The sequence below is a fragment of the Aeromicrobium sp. REDSEA-S32_B7 genome (assembly GCF_001626145.1).
GTDB classification, from domain to species: domain Bacteria; phylum Actinomycetota; class Actinomycetes; order Propionibacteriales; family Nocardioidaceae; genus Aeromicrobium; species Aeromicrobium erythreum.
Genome location: NZ_LUNF01000062.1, coordinates 1 through 15,600, shown reverse-complemented (window position 1 = coordinate 15,600; position 15,600 = coordinate 1). Strand labels below are relative to the sequence as shown.

Annotated in this window: 12 protein-coding genes and 1 pseudogene; 6 read left to right on the top strand and 7 right to left on the bottom strand. The window is 72.7% G+C overall.

Going from position 1 to position 15,600, the window contains the following annotated elements:
- Together A6Q79_RS04890 and A6Q79_RS04885 are read right to left on the bottom strand one after the other, a co-directional pair.
- The coding region (locus tag A6Q79_RS04890) for a DNA gyrase subunit A (protein ID WP_317696777.1) at nt 1-418 on the bottom strand (418 nt) is incomplete at its 3' end.
- Nucleotides 419-548: 130 nt separating this feature from the next.
- Nucleotides 549-1,139 (bottom strand): hypothetical protein, encoded by a 591-nt coding sequence (locus A6Q79_RS04885; protein ID WP_286691067.1) that lies wholly within the window; start codon nt 1,137-1,139, stop codon nt 549-551.
- A 115-nt stretch (nt 1,140-1,254) separates the two neighbouring features.
- On the opposite strand from A6Q79_RS04885, the gene A6Q79_RS04880 reads away from it, so the two are divergent.
- From A6Q79_RS04880 to A6Q79_RS04865, 4 genes are read left to right on the top strand one after another with little or no spacing between them, the layout of a single operon-like run.
- Complete coding sequence (locus A6Q79_RS04880; protein ID WP_317696772.1) at nt 1,255-3,957, top strand: GNAT family N-acetyltransferase; 2,703 nt, start codon at nt 1,255-1,257, stop codon at nt 3,955-3,957.
- The gene (locus tag A6Q79_RS04875) at nt 3,957-4,529 is read left to right on the top strand and encodes a DUF5998 family protein (protein ID WP_067857083.1); all 573 of its coding nucleotides are present in this window, start codon (nt 3,957-3,959) and stop codon (nt 4,527-4,529) included. The genes A6Q79_RS04880 and A6Q79_RS04875 overlap by 1 nt, the downstream gene beginning before the upstream one ends.
- The gene (locus A6Q79_RS04870) at nt 4,526-5,635 is read left to right on the top strand and encodes an alkaline phosphatase family protein (RefSeq protein ID WP_067857085.1); all 1,110 of its coding nucleotides are present in this window, start codon (nt 4,526-4,528) and stop codon (nt 5,633-5,635) included. Before A6Q79_RS04875 ends, A6Q79_RS04870 begins: the two co-directional genes overlap by 4 nt.
- Nucleotides 5,636-5,656: 21 nt before the next feature.
- Nucleotides 5,657-6,328 carry a thymidine kinase gene (locus A6Q79_RS04865; RefSeq protein ID WP_317696766.1) on the top strand — a complete coding sequence of 224 codons (672 nt, stop codon included), beginning with the start codon at nt 5,657-5,659 and terminating at the stop codon, nt 6,326-6,328.
- 19 nt (nt 6,329-6,347) lie between these two features.
- Here A6Q79_RS04865 and sepH read toward each other — a convergent pair.
- A pseudogene (gene sepH / locus A6Q79_RS04860) lies at nt 6,348-7,100 on the bottom strand (septation protein SepH); the annotation flags it as partial.
- Between the two features lie 103 nt (nt 7,101-7,203).
- Here sepH and A6Q79_RS04855 point away from each other — a divergent pair.
- Nucleotides 7,204-7,824, top strand: a complete 621-nt coding sequence (locus A6Q79_RS04855; RefSeq protein WP_144433731.1) for a trimeric intracellular cation channel family protein — start codon at nt 7,204-7,206, stop codon at nt 7,822-7,824.
- Between the two features lie 4 nt (nt 7,825-7,828).
- On the opposite strand, the gene A6Q79_RS04850 is transcribed toward A6Q79_RS04855, so the two are convergent.
- From A6Q79_RS04850 to A6Q79_RS04835, 4 genes are read right to left on the bottom strand one after another with little or no spacing between them, the layout of a single operon-like run.
- A complete protein-coding gene (locus tag A6Q79_RS04850; RefSeq protein WP_317696762.1) occupies nt 7,829-11,263 on the bottom strand; it encodes a proline dehydrogenase family protein in 3,435 nt (1,144 codons plus the stop codon).
- Nucleotides 11,264-11,276: 13 nt separating this feature from the next.
- Entirely contained in the window at nt 11,277-12,959 is a 1,683-nt protein-coding gene (locus A6Q79_RS04845) for an MFS transporter (RefSeq protein WP_317696759.1), read from the bottom strand.
- Entirely contained in the window at nt 12,956-13,741 is a 786-nt protein-coding gene (locus A6Q79_RS04840; RefSeq protein WP_286691184.1) for an ATP-binding cassette domain-containing protein, read from the bottom strand. Before A6Q79_RS04840 ends, A6Q79_RS04845 begins: the two co-directional genes overlap by 4 nt.
- The gene (locus A6Q79_RS04835) at nt 13,738-14,451 is read right to left on the bottom strand and encodes an ATP-binding cassette domain-containing protein (RefSeq protein ID WP_286691221.1); all 714 of its coding nucleotides are present in this window, start codon (nt 14,449-14,451) and stop codon (nt 13,738-13,740) included. Before A6Q79_RS04835 ends, A6Q79_RS04840 begins: the two co-directional genes overlap by 4 nt.
- A 605-nt stretch (nt 14,452-15,056) precedes the next feature.
- On the opposite strand from A6Q79_RS04835, the gene A6Q79_RS04830 reads away from it, so the two are divergent.
- Complete coding sequence (locus A6Q79_RS04830; RefSeq protein ID WP_067860615.1) at nt 15,057-15,365, top strand: GIY-YIG nuclease family protein; 309 nt, start codon at nt 15,057-15,059, stop codon at nt 15,363-15,365.
- Nucleotides 15,366-15,600 lie beyond the last annotated feature (235 nt).

The following is a 15,600-nucleotide window of genomic DNA, read 5'->3' as shown; positions in this document are numbered from 1 at the left end:
CCGCGGCGGCGTCCATGCGGCACTCGGTGTAGCGCATCGCGGCCGGCGGGTCGTCCGGCGAGCCGAAGTTGCCGTGCCCGTCGACGAGGGGCAGACGCATCGACCACGCCTGCACGAGCCGCACGAGGGCGTCGTAGATCGCGCCGTCGCCGTGCGGGTGCATCCGACCCATGACCTCACCGACGACGCGGGCGCTCTTGACGTGGCCGCGGTCGCTGCGCAGGCCCATGTCGTCCATCGTGAAGAGCGTGCGGCGCTGCACGGGCTTGAGACCGTCGCGGGCGTCGGGGATGGCCCGCGAGTAGATCACCGAGTACGCGTACTCGATGTAGCTGGCATTCATCTCGTCCGTGATGTCGGTGTCGATGATGTGCTCGTCGAACTCCTCGGGGGGGCTCGGGGTGCTGCTGCGGGCCATGCAACCTCTCTCGATCACTCAGGAGCCGGAGTCCTCCGGCTTCCACTCAGGCGTCACCCATCATCCCTGGCCCGGCTCGCGCCCGGTGCGTCGCCACGCCGCACCGGCGCCTGGGGCGAGGTGACCGTCGTCAGCGCGGTGGCGCGTCGAGCGGCTCGTCGACCAGGGTGCCGTCCGCGCCGATGCGCCAGGTCGGCCTGAACCGTGCGTACTCGGCGGGAATCGCGTCGTACTGGCTCCACACCTGCGCGAGGGTGTCGACGAAGCACCGGTAGCCGTAGCGGTCCGCGAGGTAGGGCAGGCCGAACGGAGACAGGAGCGGTGTGTACGTGTCGAAGGCTGCGGGCGTGTGCTCGGGGATCTTCGCGAGCGACGTCGAGAGCCGCTTCATCCATGGCTCGACCTCTGCTTCGGTGGCGTGGGCGGCGTACCCGCGGACCGCCGTGAGACGAAGGTCGTGCAGCATCTTCTCCCGCTTGATCGCTGCCAGGAAGAAGTCCCCCAGGTCCTGCTCCTCGCATCGAAGGACGAGCGCCTTGAGGACCTGGTTGCGTGTGAAGAGGTCCCTCGTCGCCCAGTAGAGCTCGACGAGGAACCCTCGATCGACCTCGTCGATCGAACTCCGGTGGATCTGCGCGACGGCCTCACGGTAGCCGGGAGCGCGCTCGATGCTGCCGGCCCCTCGCCGCACCATGACCCGCAGCGTTTCGATGGGTGTCACGGTCGGCCTCTCGTAGGGGACGCACTGATGGACCTCGGCCCCGGCGTGTCGTCGTGGGAACTCTACGGCGCTCGGGTGGAGCGAGGACGCAGCAGCCGACCGGTAGGTTGGAGCAGTGCACCGAGAGCCCACGACCTACGAGGACGGACGACCGCCGTCGTGGGACGCCGACGTCCTCCTGAAGGACGGTCGCGTCGCGCAGTTGCGGCCGATCACGCCCGAGGACACCGACGCGTTCGTCGCCTTCTACTCCCGGGTCTCCGACGAGTCGAAGTACTACCGGTTCTTCGCCCCGTACCCGACGCTTTCGGCGCGCGACGTCGAGCGGTTCACGCATGTCGACCTCGACCGTCGCGTCGCGTTCGTGCTCACGCTGCACGACGACATCATCGGGGTCGGGCGCTACGACGCCACCAGCGACGACGAGGCCGAGGTCGCGTTCCTGGTGGAGGACGCGCACCAGGGTCGCGGGGTCGGGCAGCTGCTGCTCGAGCACCTCGCCCAAGCCGGGCGCGAGCGCGGGCTGGAGAAGTTCGTCGCCGAGGTGCTGCCCGACAACTCCAGGATGATCCAGACCTTCCGCGACGCCGGCTACCGCGTCGCCACGGAGTACGAGGACGGCGTGCAGCAGCTCTCGTTCCGCATCGACCCCACCGACTCCGCCGTGGGCGTCATGCGCTCGCGCGAGCAGCGTGCCGAGGCCGCCTCGATCGAGCGGATCTTCGCCGCGCGCAGCATCGCCGTGGTCGGCGCGAGCCGCCGCCAGCGCTCGATCGGCCAGACCATCGTGCGCAACCTCGTGCTGGGGGACTACCAGGGCAGCGTGTACGCCGTGAACAGCCAGGCGGAGGCCGTGTCGGGCCTGCCGGCGTTCAAGAGCGTGAAGGACATCCCGCACGAGGTCGACCTCGCGATCGTGGCCGTGCCGGCGGAGTCGGTCAACGACGTCGTGCTCGACTGCGCCGCCAAGGGCGTGCACGGGCTCGTCGTGATCTCGGCCGGCTTCGCCGAGGAGGGCCCGGAGGGTCGCCAGCGTCAGCGCACCCTGCTCGACCTGTCCCGCTCCTACGGGCTGCGCCTGGTGGGTCCCAACTGCCTCGGCGTCATCAACACCGCACCCGCCGTCCAGCTGAACGCCTCGCTCTCCACCGCCATGCCGCCCCAGGGTCGCGTGGGCTTCTTCTGCCAGTCCGGTGCGCTCGGCACGGCGATCCTGGAGTCGGTGTCGCGGCGTGGTCTCGGCCTCTCGACGTTCGTCTCCGCCGGCAACCGCGCCGACGTCTCCGGCAACGACCTCCTGCAGTACTGGCAGGAGGACGACGACACCGAGGTCGTGCTCCTCTACCTCGAGTCCATCGGCAACCCGCGCAAGTTCTCGCGGATCGCCCGACGCGTCTCGGAGTCCAAGCCCGTCGTCGCCGTGAAGTCGGGTCGCTCGACGCAGGGCGTCCCGGTCGGCCACGCCGTCAAGCGCAGCACCGCGCCGCAGGCGGCCGTCGACGCCATGTTCCGCCAGGCGGGGGTCGTGCAGGTCGACACGCTCGAGGAGATGTTCGACGTCGGGCAGCTCGTCGCGCACCAGCCGCTGCCGCGCGGCAACCGGATCTGCGTCGTCGGCAACTCCGACGCCATGGGCCTGCTGGTCGCCGACGCGGCCACCGCCACCGGCCTGCAGGTCGCCGACTCCGTCCCGCTCGGTGCCGACGCCGGCGCCGACGACTTCGAGGTCGCCATCGAGACGGCCCTCGCGTCCGACGACATCGACGCGCTCATGGTCGTCTACATCCCGCCGCTCAACACCTCCGGCGAGGAGGTCGCGAACGTGCTGGCGTCGATCGGCGAGCAGTCCGACAAGCCGATCGTCTCGACCTTCCTCGGCACCGAGGGCATCCCCGAGCTGCTGCGCGTCCCCGACGTGCAGGGTGGCTCGGCCGGACGCGGCTCGGTCCCGTCGTACCCGGCCCCGGAGTCCGCGGTCCGCGCCCTGGCCCGCGTGGTCACGTACGCCGAGTGGGCCGCCCGCGACCACGGCGAGTTCCGGGCTCACACCGACATCCGCACGGGCGACGCCCGTGCGCTCGTGCGCGACGTCCTCTCGCACGCACCGCGGGGCGCGATCCTGTCGACGGAGCAGGTGCACGCGCTGCTCGCCTGCTACGGCATCGACCTCTGGACGTGGATCAACGTGCACGACCCGGAGGAGGCGATCGCCGCGGCCGAGCAGCTCGGCTGGGACGTCGTCCTCAAGGCCGGCAGCGAGCACCTGCGCGCACGCCCCGACCTCGCGCACATCTGGCGCAACATCCAGGACCGCCAGGACATGACCGAGGCGTGGGACCAGCTGACCTCCTGGCCCGGCATGCGCGCCGACACCCGGTTCTTCGTGCAGCGGTCGGCACCGGCGGGCATCCCGCTGTCGTTCACGGTCACCGAGGACGCCCTCTTCGGCCCGCTCGTGTCGTTCGGCCTGGCCGGCGCGTCGAGCGAGCTGCTCGGCGACCGCGCCTACGGCATCCCCCCGCTCACCGACGTCGACGCCGAGTCGATGATCCAGGACCTGCGGTCCGCGCCGCTGCTCTACGGGTACCGCGGGTCGGAGCCGGTCGACACCGCCGCCATCCAGGACGTCATCCTGCGGCTGGCGGCGCTGAAGGACGACCTCCCCGAGGTGGCCGAGCTCGACCTCGAGCCGGTGCTCGTCCACGAGGGCGGGCTGACGGCGCTCAGCGCGCGCGCCAAGATCGTGCCCGCCACCGACCGGCGCGAGGAGCGGTACGTGCGACGACTCAGCACCCCGAGCAGGGATACGCTGGCCTGATGCGACGCGAGCGCCCCGCCGGCCCGAGCTCGGACGTCTTCACCGAGATCGCCCGCAGCGGCTACTACCCCGACATCGTCACCGCCGGTCTCCGTGACGCCCTCGCCGGCGAGGACGTCCTCGCGCACGTCGTGCACCACGAGCCGACGTTCGAGCGCGACGAGATCCGCCGTCACATGACCGTCCTGGTGATGACGCCGTCGCGCGTGGTGCTCGTGCACACCGACGAGCACCCGCCGGACGACCTGCTCCCGAAGCCCTACACCTCCACCACGAGCGAGGCGGTGTCGATCCACCGCATCCGGTCGGTGGTCGTCACCCGCATGGTCGCGACGTCGGGCAAACTCGAGGAGGCCGTGGTCACGATCGGCTGGGGTGCCGTGTCGCACCTCGACCTCGAGCCGGCGCAGTGCAGCGACCCCGACTGCGACGCCGACCACGGCTACACCGGCAACCTGACGGGTGACGATTTCTCGCTGCGGCTCAGCTCCGCGGCCGACGGCGGCGCGGCGGTGGAGCGACTGCTGGAGTTCGCGCGGCGGCTCTCGGCCGCCACGAGCGGCACCGCATGAGCCGACCCGGACCCGCGGGCCGCCACGGACTGCACGAGGTCATGACGTCCGCCGCGGCCGTCGTCGCCGGACCCGACCTCGGCTTCCACGACACGCTCGGCCTTCCCGAGGCGCGCCGCTACGTCGTGCTCCTCGTCGACGGGATGGGGGAGCAGCTGCTGCGCGAGCACGCGCACCTCGCGCCGTTCCTGTCGTCCCTGCCCTCGGTCCCCGACGTCGTCTGCGGCGTGCCGTCGACGACCGTCACGAGCCTCACGTCGCTCGGCACCGGGCTGCGCGCGGGATCGCACGGCGTCGTCGGCTACACCTCACGGGTGCCAGAGACAGGCCGTCGGTTCAACGCCCTCGCCTGGGACCAGCCGGTCGACGCCCAGCAGTGGCAGCGTCACCCCACGGTGCTCCAGCGTCTCCACGAGGCGGGACTGAACGCCGCCAGCGTCAACGAGTCGCGCTTCGAGGGCTCCGGTCTCACGCTCTGCAGCCAGCGTGGCGCGCCGTTCCACGGGGTCGGCTCCGTGTGGGAGCGTCTCGACGTCGTCGCCGACGTCGTCGAGGACGCCGACCGCTCGCTGGTCTACGCCTACGAGTCGCGGCTCGACCACGCGGGCCACGCGCACGGCTCGACGTCGCAGGAGTGGCGCGACGTGCTGGTCACGGTCGACCGCGAGACGGCGCAGCTGCGCGACCTCCTGCCCGACGACACCGTGCTCCTCGTGACCGCCGACCACGGCATGGTCGACCTGCCGGCCGAGGGCCGGTTCGACGTCGCCGACCGTCCCGACCTGCTCGAGGGTGTCGACCTGCTCGCCGGGGAGGCACGGTTCCGGCACCTGTACACGGCGCGTCAGGAGCGCGAGGCCGTCGCCGAGCGCTGGCGGGCCGCGTGCGGCGACCGGGCGGTGGTGCGCACCCGCGACGAGCTCGACGACTGGTTCGGCCCCCTGGCTCCGGAGGTCGCCGGACGGGTCGGCGACGTCGTCGTCGCCGCGCTCGGCGACTTCGGGGTCTTCAGCACCGACGACTTCCCGCTCGAGATGCGCATGAAGGGCTTCCACGGGTCGGTCACCGAGGCCGAGCTGCGGATCCCCGTGCTGCTCGCGACGTGACCCCGCTGGGAGGATGAGCCCGTGGCCGACCTGATCTTCTACTCCGGCACGATGGACTGCGGGAAGAGCACCCTCGCCCTGCAGCTCGACCACAACCACCGGGCCCGCGGGCGGGTCGGACGCGTCTTCGCCTCGCACGACCGCGCCGGCGAGGCGACGCTCTCCAGCCGGCTCGGCCTGTCGGTGCCGGCCACCGAGGTCGAGGAGCACCTGCACTTCTGGGAGCACGTCGTCGACGAGCTGACCCGCGGCGGACGCATCGACTACCTGGTGTGCGACGAGGCGCAGTTCTACACGCCCGAGCAGGTCGACCAGCTCGCCAAGATCGCCGACGAGCTCGACATCGACGTGTTCTGCTTCGGCATCCTCACCGACTTCCGGACCCGGCTCTTCCCCGGAGCCGCCCGGCTGGTCGAGCTCGCCGACCGGGTCCTGCCGCTGCAGGTCGAGGCGCTGTGCTGGTGCGGGGAGCGCGCCACGCACAACGCCCGTACGGAGGACGGCGTGATGGTCACCGAGGGCGAGGTCATCGTCGTCGGCGACGTCGACGACCCCGAACGACCGACCCCGTCGGTCGGCTACGAGGTGCTGTGCCGGCGCCACCACCGTCGGCGCATGACCGCAGCTCCCGGCCCTGCGGCTCGTCACGACGCTGGGCAGGACGCACCGGCTCGGCAGCGGGCTCGTCGGTGAGGGAGAGCTGCTCCATGGCCCGACGGTCGCGGGCCTCCTTGAGCGAGTGCACCAGCGCGTGCGGCGCCTCGTCGGGCAGGTGCACGAGCAGTTGCTCCTCCGGCTCCGCCTCGGGGGCCGTCGGCTCCTCGACCCGCTCCTCGTCGGCACGCAGCGCGTCGGCGATGGCCATGTCGGTCGCCTCCGGTGCGGCGACGTCGCCCACGAGCAGGCGGGCGGCCTCGTCGTCGGGCAGGACGTAGCGGCTCTTGGCGTCGAAGCAGAACCGGGCCGGCTCGAGCGCGTCGGGCGCGAAGACCTGCACGGTCCAGCGACCGTCCTCGCGTCGCCACGCGTCCCACGCAGCCTCCTCGGGCACGCCGCCCTGGGCCGCGACGCTCTCGTCGACGGCCGCGCCGAGCAGCACGCCCGGTCCGGCGGCGTGGCGGCGACGGATCGTCGTGGTGCGGGCCTGCTCGGCCATGTAGGCACGTTCGGCGAGCACCGGGGTCGCGAAGCCCTCGATCTGCTCGGTGGGCACGCCGGCGGACTCGGCGACCTGGTCGGGGGACTCGCCGCGCCGGATCCGGGTCTGGATCTCGCGCGGGGTGAGGCTGCTCTCCATCGTGATCTCCATCTGGCCGTGGGCACGGCCCCGGGCACGGGGGGAGGCCTCGACGAGGGCGGCGAGCCGCCGGTCGACGGGCACGCGGAACAGCTCCGGTCGACCGGGCTCGCGCAGGACGAGGTACCGTCCGTCGTCGCTGAGCCGATCGGGGCCGAGTTCGCGCATCGAGCGTCCTCCCACTGGTTGCACTGCCATCGTAGGCGTCCGTCGAGGCCCCGCTGCGGCGACACGCTCGCCCGCCACCGGGGCGACGTCCTAGGCTCTCGGTGTGCCCGAGGTGTGGATCGTGACGCTCGACCTGGTCGGGATCGCGGTGTTTGCATGCACGGGCGCGATCGTGGCCGTCCGCAAGGAGCTCGACGTCTTCGGCGCCGCAGTGCTGGGACTCGTCACGGGCCTCGGCGGCGGCGTCCTGCGCGACGTGCTCATCGGTGCCGTGCCGCCGGCGGCCCTGCTGGACTGGCGCTACCTGCTCGTGCCGGCCGTCGCGTCGGTGGTGGTCTTCGCCTTCCACCCGACGTTCGGACGCCGGGAGTCCCAGATCACCGTGCTCGACGCGGTCGGAGCGGCGGTGTTCTGCGTGGCCGGCGGGGTCAAGGCCGCCGAGTACGGCCTCGGGGTCCTGCCCGCGGCGCTGCTGGGCATGGTCACCGCGATCGGCGGCGGGATCCTGCGCGACGTGCTCGCCGGGCGGGTGCCCGTGATCTTCCGCGAGGAGCTGTACGCGACACCGGCATTCGCCGGCGCGCTGCTCGCCGTCCTCGCGCACGGGGCCGGCCTCGGCTGGTGGGCGTACGTCGGCGCCGGGGCGCTCTGCGTCGGCTGGCGCCTCCTGGCCCTCTGGCGGGGCTGGCGCGCACCCCTGCCGCCGGGCCTGCAGCAGGGCTGAGACCTCAGGAGCGGGGCAGCACCCGGTCGAAGGCGGGGTCGTGGTTGCCGAAGCGGTGCGCCGTGATCGTGACGGCCTGCTCGCGCACGAACGGCAGCAGCTCGACCCGGCCGGACCACGTGACCTCGTCGGCGTGCACGGCGACGTCGGGGTCGCCCTCGACGGCCTCCGCGAGCGGTCGGGCGAGGGACGGGTCGAGCAGGCGCACCACGCCCGGCCGCTCGCCGGCCATCCGACGCAGCCACGCCTGCGCGTCCTCGACGACGTGGTCGTCGGCGAGGCCGTCGGGCAGCGGCACGGGGGAGGAGACCGTGACGGTCGCACCCGAGCGACGGGCGGCCAGCAGCACACGGGCGGCCAGGACGAGGTCGTCGCCCAGCCGCACGTGGACGCTGCCGGCGCGGTACCGGAACACGTTGCGCTCGACGCCCAGCCCGCTGACGTCCTTCTCGCGGCCGAACTCCCGCTGCCAGGCGACCTCGTCGGACCCGGCGGCGGCGCGCAGCTGGGCCAGCGGGTCCTGGAGCACGTGCGGGGCGACGGCGTCGAGCAGCGCGCCGACCTCGGGCGCCAGTGCCACGTCGTCGGGCACGTGGCGCAGGGGTCGACGGTGCCAGGTGCCGAGGTGGCAGAGGTAGTTGGGCCCGCCGGCCTTGCTCGTGGCACCGACCTTGGAGCGCTTCCAACCGCCGAACGGCTGACGCTGCACGATCGCGCCGGTGATGCCGCGGTTCACGTAGAGGTTGCCTGCCTCGACGGTCTCGAGCCAGCGGTTGACCTCGTCGGGGTCGAGGGAGTGGATGCCGGCGGTGAGGCCGAAGTCGGTGGCGTTCTGCCACGCGATCGCCTCGTCGAGGTCGGCGGCGTGCATGAGGCCGAGCACCGGACCGAAGTACTCGGTTCGGTGGTACGTGCTGCCCGGCTGGACGCCGACCTTGACGCCGGGCGACCAGAGCCGACCGGTCTCGTCGAGGCGACGGGGCTCGACGAGCCACTCCTCGCCCTCGCCGAGCACGGTGAGCGCGTCGAGCAGCTTGCCCGTCGGTGCCTCGACGACGGGTCCGACGGAGACGTCGGGATCGTCCGGCCAGCCCACCTTCAACGACGTGACCGCGTCGACGAGCTGGCGACGGAACCGCTCGGACGTCGCGACCGAGCCGACGAGGATGCCGAGGCTGGCGGCGGAGCACTTCTGCCCGGCGTGCCCGAAGGCGCTCTTCACGAGGTCGGCCACGGCGAGGTCGAGGTCGGCGCTGGGCGTCACGACGAGCGCGTTCTTGCCGCTCGTCTCGGCCATCAGCGGCAGGTCGGGCCGCCAGGAACGGAACAGGGCGGCGGTCTCCCAGGAGCCGGTGAGGATGACCCGGTCGACCGACCGGTGGGACACGAGCGACTGGCTGAGCTCGCCCTCCTCGAGGGTGACGTAGCGCAGCACGTCGCGCGGCACGCCTCCCTGCCAGAGCGCCTCGACCATCACGGCCGCGCAGCGGGGGCTCTGCGGCGCGGGCTTGATGACGACGGCGCTGCCGGCGGCGAGCGCGGAGACGACGGAGCCGCAGGGGATGGCGACCGGGAAGTTCCACGGCGGCGTGACGACGGTGAGGGCGACCGGCTCGAACCGTGCGCCGTCGACCACCTCGAGCCGACGCGCCGACTCGGCGTAGTAGTGGGCGAAGTCGATCGCCTCGCTCACCTCGACGTCGGCCTCGGCGATGGTCTTGCCGGTCTCCGCGGCCATGACGGCGACGAGGTCGCCGCGGCGGGTCTCGAGTGCCGCTGCCGCCTGGTGCAGGATCCAGGCGCGCACCTCGGCGCCCCGCGCAGCCCAGTCGCGACCGGCCTCGCGAGCACCGACCACGAGCGTCTCGAGCGAGGCCGGACCGTGGACCCGGTTGGTCTCGATGGTCGACAGGCCGACCTGCGTGTACGTGGAGCGCGACAGCGCCTGACGTCCCCACACCCGGTTGCCCGCTGTGGACGGGTCGGTGTCGGGGGTGTTGGAGAAGCCGTCCGTGTGCGCGTGCACGTGGTGGTCGGTCGCGTCGGTGCGGCGGTCCTGCACGCGGTGCGGCGGGGGCACGACGTCGTCGAGGGCCTTGACGGAGTCGAGGAAGCGGCTCGCCTCCCGCTCGAAGGCCTCGGGGTCGTCGGCGAGGTCGAACGCGGCCGACATGAAGTTCTCGGGGCTGGCGTTCTCCTCGAGCCGGCGGACGAGGTAGGAGATCGCGACGTCGAACTCGTCGGGGTGCACCACTGGCGTGTACAGCAGCAGGGCACCGACGTCGTCGCGGACCGCGGCGACCGGGCCGGCGTCCATGCCGAGCAGCATCTCGACGTCGACCGCGTCGCGCACGCCGCGGTCGCCGGCGAGCAGCCAGGCGTAGGCGACGTCGAACAGGTTCTGACCGGCGACGCCGATGCGGACGGCGTCGACCCGCTCGGGCGTGAGCGCCCAGCGCAGCACCCGCTTGTAGTGGGTGTCGGTCTCCTGCTTGCTGCCCCAGGTGGCCAGCGGCCAACCGTGGAGGGTCGCGTCGACACGCTCCATGGCGAGGTTGGCGCCCTTGACGACGCGGACCTTGATGGCGGCGCCGCCCGCCTCGCGCCGGGCCCGTGCCCAGCCCTGCAGACGCTGCATCGCGGAGAGCGCGTCGGGCAGGTAGGCCTGCAGCACGATCCCCGCCTCGAGCTGCGGGTGCGCCTCGAGCACGCGGGTGAACACCGCCACGGTGAGGTCGAGGTCGCGGTACTCCTCCATGTCGAGGTTGATGAACGAGCCACGCTCGGCGGCCACCTCGTACAGCGGCTCGAGCCGCTCGACGACCCGGTCGACGGTCTCGTCGAAGGCCCACATCGACAGCTGGCTGGCCACCGCGGAGACCTTGACCGACACGTAGTCGACGTCGTCGCGGCGCAGCAGCTCGAGGGTGCGGTCGCGGCGGCGCACCGCCTCCGCCTCGCCCAGCACGGCCTCGCCGAGCAGGTTGAGGTTGAGCCGGTCGTCGCGCCGACGCAGCGTGGCGATGGCGCGGCCCAGCTTCTCGGGACGTGCGTCGACCACCAGGTGGCCGACCATGCGTCGCAGCGTGGCCCGTGCCGTCCGGACCACCAGGCCTGGCATCAGCACCGACACGACGGCGCCGAGGCGCAGCAGGAACCGCTGGGTCCAGGGCAGGAACGTCGGCAGCGACCGCGCCAGGTCACGCAGGTTGCGGGCCGCGACGTCGACGTCCTCGGGTCGGACGACGCGGTCGACGAAGCCGATCGTGAAGTCGAGTCCGGCCGGGTCCTTCAGGAGCGTCGCGAGGCGTCGAGCGGCAGGGTCGCTGCGCCGCTTTCCGGTGGTGGAGACCCACCGTCGCACGAGCGCGACGGCTCGCTCGTCCAGCGGGGCGTCGTCGAGCAGGGCGTCGGGGGGCGGTGCGGCGGAGGTGCTCATCTCCCGGAACAGCCTAGTCCGCGACGGCACCGGGCACGAGGGCACGGTCGGGTCGGGGCGGCGGTCGGAACCACCAGGCGACGGCCGCCGCCGCGAGGCCTGCCACGAGGGGCACGGCGAACCCGGCGGAGGCACCGAACCGGTCCACGACGGCGCCCGCGACGGCGGCGCCGGGTGCGACCCCGACGGCCAGACCGGTGCTCGTCCAGGTGAGCGCCTCGGTCAGGCGGCTCGGCGGGACGTACTCCTCGACGACGCTCGTCGCGGCGATCATGGTCGGGGAGATCATGACGCCCGCCAGGAAGAGTCCGGCCGTGAGCCAGGGGGTCGTGGGCGCGAGGAGCAGCGGCGCGAACAGCAGACCCAGGACGAGGACGGTCCACCGCAGTCGCGCGACGGCGTCGGCCGGCGCGGGCAGCGCCCCGATGACGACACCGGCGAGCAGGCTCCCGGCAGCCCAGACCGCCAGCACGAGCCCGGCCGCCCCGCGCTCTCCCTGGGCCTCCGTGAAGGCGACGACCAGTACCTCGGTCGAGCCGAAGAGGACGCCGATGCCGACCGCGGCCACGAGCACGGGGCCGAGCACCGACCAGCCCATCGCGACGCGCGGACCGGTGCGGTGACCGCCGGCGGGCGGCTCGGTCGCGGTCTGCGCGGCGAGCGCCCAGCTGCCCAGCGTCGCGGCGGCGGCAGCGGTCGCGAGGCCCGCGACGTCGGCCACCTGGAGGGTCAGGAACGTGACGAGCACCGGCCCGACGATGAACACGGCCTCGTCGATGACCGCCTCGATGGCGAACGCCGTGGTCAGGAGCGGCCGGTCGTCGCGCAGCAGGTGGGTCCAGCGGGCCCGCACCAGCGACCCGGTCTGTGGCGTGAACACCCCGGCCACGGCAGCCGCCAAGTGCGGCAGGGGAGCGGCGGCGTCGCGCGTGACGGCCAGCACCACCGCAGCCACGCCGATCGCGTACCCCGCCCCGGCGAGCAGCAGCACCACACGCTGCCCCCACCGGTCGCTCAGCCGGCCGTGCACCGGAGCGACGACCGCAGCGGCCGCCACGTAGGCGGCAGCGACCAGGCCCGCGGCCCCGTACCCGCCGCCGTGCTCCCGCACCAGCAGCACCAGACCGAGCGACGCCATCGACAACGGCAGCCGCGACACGAGCCCCGTCAGGCTGAACAGCGCGGCACCCGATCCCGCCACGGCCGAGAACCCCCAGTCGAGCAGCAGCGCCCCGACGAGCGGACCGACGACGGCGCCGGTCTCGCCGACCACGGTGAGCCACGCGAAGAGCGTCGCCCGGGTGCCCGATGTGCTCGGGCGGGCCTGCTCCGCGGCGGCCACGAGCGTCTCGATCGCGGGGGAGAACAGCGCACCGCCGAGACCGGTGAGGACGGCGCCGGCGACGAACGTCGGCAGGTCGTCGGCGAGGGCCAGCGTGCCGAATCCGGCCACGCGTACCGCGCAGCCGGTGAGGATGAGGCGCCGCGCCCCGAGCGCGTCGACGAGCACGCCGCCGAGCAGGAAGAGGCCCTGCTGGGCGAACGTGCGAGCACCGAGCACGAGGCCGATGGCCGCGCCGGACAGCAGGTAGTCGTCGCGCAGCACGATCGCCAGGAACGGCACGACGGCGTAGAAGCCCACGTTGAAGACCAGCTGCGCCCCGAGCAGGGGTGCAGCCGTGGCTCGTCGCCTCACCCCAACGCCCCCGGACGGGACGCGTCGACGAGCGCCCGGGTCGCGGGGTGGGTGGGCGCGTCGAGCACCTGCGCGGTGCTGCCGTGCTCCACCACGCGGCCGTCGTGCAGCACGGCCGCCGTGCTGCACACCGACGCCACCGCGTGCAGGTCGTGGGTGATGAGCAGCAGGCCGAGGCCGTGGTCGACGTGCAGGTGCTGCAGCAGCGCGGCGAGGTCGCGGCGCAGCCCGACGTCGACGGAGCTGAGCGGCTCGTCGGCCACCAGCAGCGTCGCGCCGGTGCCGATCGCGCGCGCGATCGCGACCCGCTGCGCCTGCCCGCCCGACAGGCTTGAGCAGCGACGTCGCGCGAACGTCGTGTCGAGCCCGACGGCGTCGAGGGCGCGCTCGACGCAGGTGTCGTGGTCGTCGTCGATGGCCAGGCTGCGCAGCGGCTCCGTGAGGCAGGCGGCGACGTCGCGGCGCGGGTCGAGACTGCCCGCCGGATCCTGCGGCACGTACTGGAGGCAGCGTCGGAACCGTCGCAGCCCCGCGCGACGTCGGGGCAGCGCGGCACCGTCGAGCAGCACCTCGCCCGACGTCGGGCGCTGCAGGCCGAGCAGCACCCGGGCCAGCGTCGACTTGCCCGCGCCGGAGCGTCCGACGAGGCCGAGCGACGTTGCCGACGTGAGCCGCAGGTCGACGTCGGCCAGGGCGTCGGTGCCGTCGGCCAGTCGGACGCTGACCCTCTGCGCGTGCACGGTGGGGCCGGTCGCGGCTGGGGTGAGGGTGGCTGCGCTCATGCGACGAGTCCGAGGTCGTGCGCGAGGTGCCGGTCGGGTCCGTCGAGCAGCGTCGTGAGGTCGACGTCGGCGACGAGCCGGCCGTCGTCGACGAGCAGTGCCCGGGTGCAGAGCGACTGCGCGACCTCGAGGTCGTGGGTGATGAGCAGGAGCGTCGAGCGGGTGGCGCGCAGCGCGTCGACCACCTGGCGACGCGTGACGACGTCGAGCGCGCTGGTCGGCTCGTCGGCGACCAGCAGCGGACCGTCGACGGCGATCGCGAGCGCGATGCACACCCGCTGGCGCTGCCCGCCGGACAGCTCCGCGGGCAGCCGGTCGAGGACGGCGGTCGCGTCGAGGCCGACGTCGGCGAGGAGGGTGGTGAGGCGTGCGTCGAGGGCAGTGCCGCGCAGGCCGGCGGAGCGCAGCGGTCGGGCCAGCTGCCGCCGGACGGGGGTGAGCGGGTTCAGCGCGACCTGCGAGTCCTGCGCGACGAGCGACGCCCGCGGTCGGCGAGGCTGGCTGCCACCGACGCTGACGCGCCCCTGGACGCGCAGCGTCGGCGAGGTGACGTCGGCGACGGCACGCGCGATCGTCGACTTGCCGGAGCCGGAACGTCCGAGCAGCGCCACCCGCTCCCCAGCGGCCTGTCGCCAGGAGACGTCGCGCACAAGCGGGGTCGCCCCCACCCACACCGAGAGGCCCTCCACCTCCACCGCTCCCTGCGCCATCACATGGGAATGATAGTCACTTTGATGTGAGGAGGCGCCGCCGCCCCATGCCCCGGTTTCCCCCCGCAACCACCTCTCCAGTGACCGACCAGCGGAAGAGTTCGCTGGTCGAGTAGTCGGGCTCGGCGAGGAACGAGCCTGAGCCCGTCGTATCGAGACCACTCCAAGCCGTCGCTGGGGGATGGGTCGCGCTGATCTGTTGCCGGGTGGTCTCGATACGCAGGGACCTCGCAAGCTCGTCCCTGCTACTCGACCAGCGAAGGGCCCCGGTGGTCGAGTAGGCCGGCCGGCGACGAAGGAGCTCGGTCGGGCGTATCGAGACCACTCCAAGGTCTCGCTGGGAGCCGGCCCCCGCTGATCCGTTGCCGGGTGGTCTCGATACGTCAGGACTTCGCAAGCTCGTCCCTGCTACTCGACCAGCGAAGTGTCCCGCTGGTCGAGTAGGCCGGCCGGCGACGAAGGAGCTCGGTCGGACGTATCGAGACCATTCCAAGCAGACGCTGGGAGCCGGCTCGCGCTGACTGGCTACCTGACAGTCGCTGAGGCCAGGACAGAGCTGTGGACATCAGCTCGACCGACCCCGGCGACGTCGGTGCACTGACTGGATGGCCTACATGTACATCCTGCGCTGCTCCGACGGCAGCTACTACGTCGGCAGCACCCGGAACCTCGAGTCACGTCTTTACCAGCACCAGACCGGGATCGGCGCGGAGTACACCCGCTGCCGCAGACCGGTCGAGCTCGTCTACGCCTACGAGTTCGAGGACGTCGCCGACGCGTACGCCGCGGAGAAGCGGGTGCAGGGGTGGTCGAGGGCGAAGCGCGAGGCGCTGATCCGCGGCGACTACGACCTCCTCCCCACCCTCGCCCGCAAGGACTTCCGTCGACGCGACCCACGCCCCTGGCGCGAGTGAGCCTGACCGCCGGTCGAGTAGTCGACGTCGCGATAAAGGAGCTGGCGGAGACGTATCGAGACCACTCCACGCTTTCGCTGGGGTTGGCTCGCGCTGATCTGTTGCCGGGTGGTCTCGATACGTCAGGGACTTCGCAAGCTCGTCCTGACTACTCGACCAGCGGTGGGTTTCGCTGGTCGAGTAGTCGACGTCGCGACGAAGGAGCTGACGGAGACGTATCGTGACCACTCCAAGC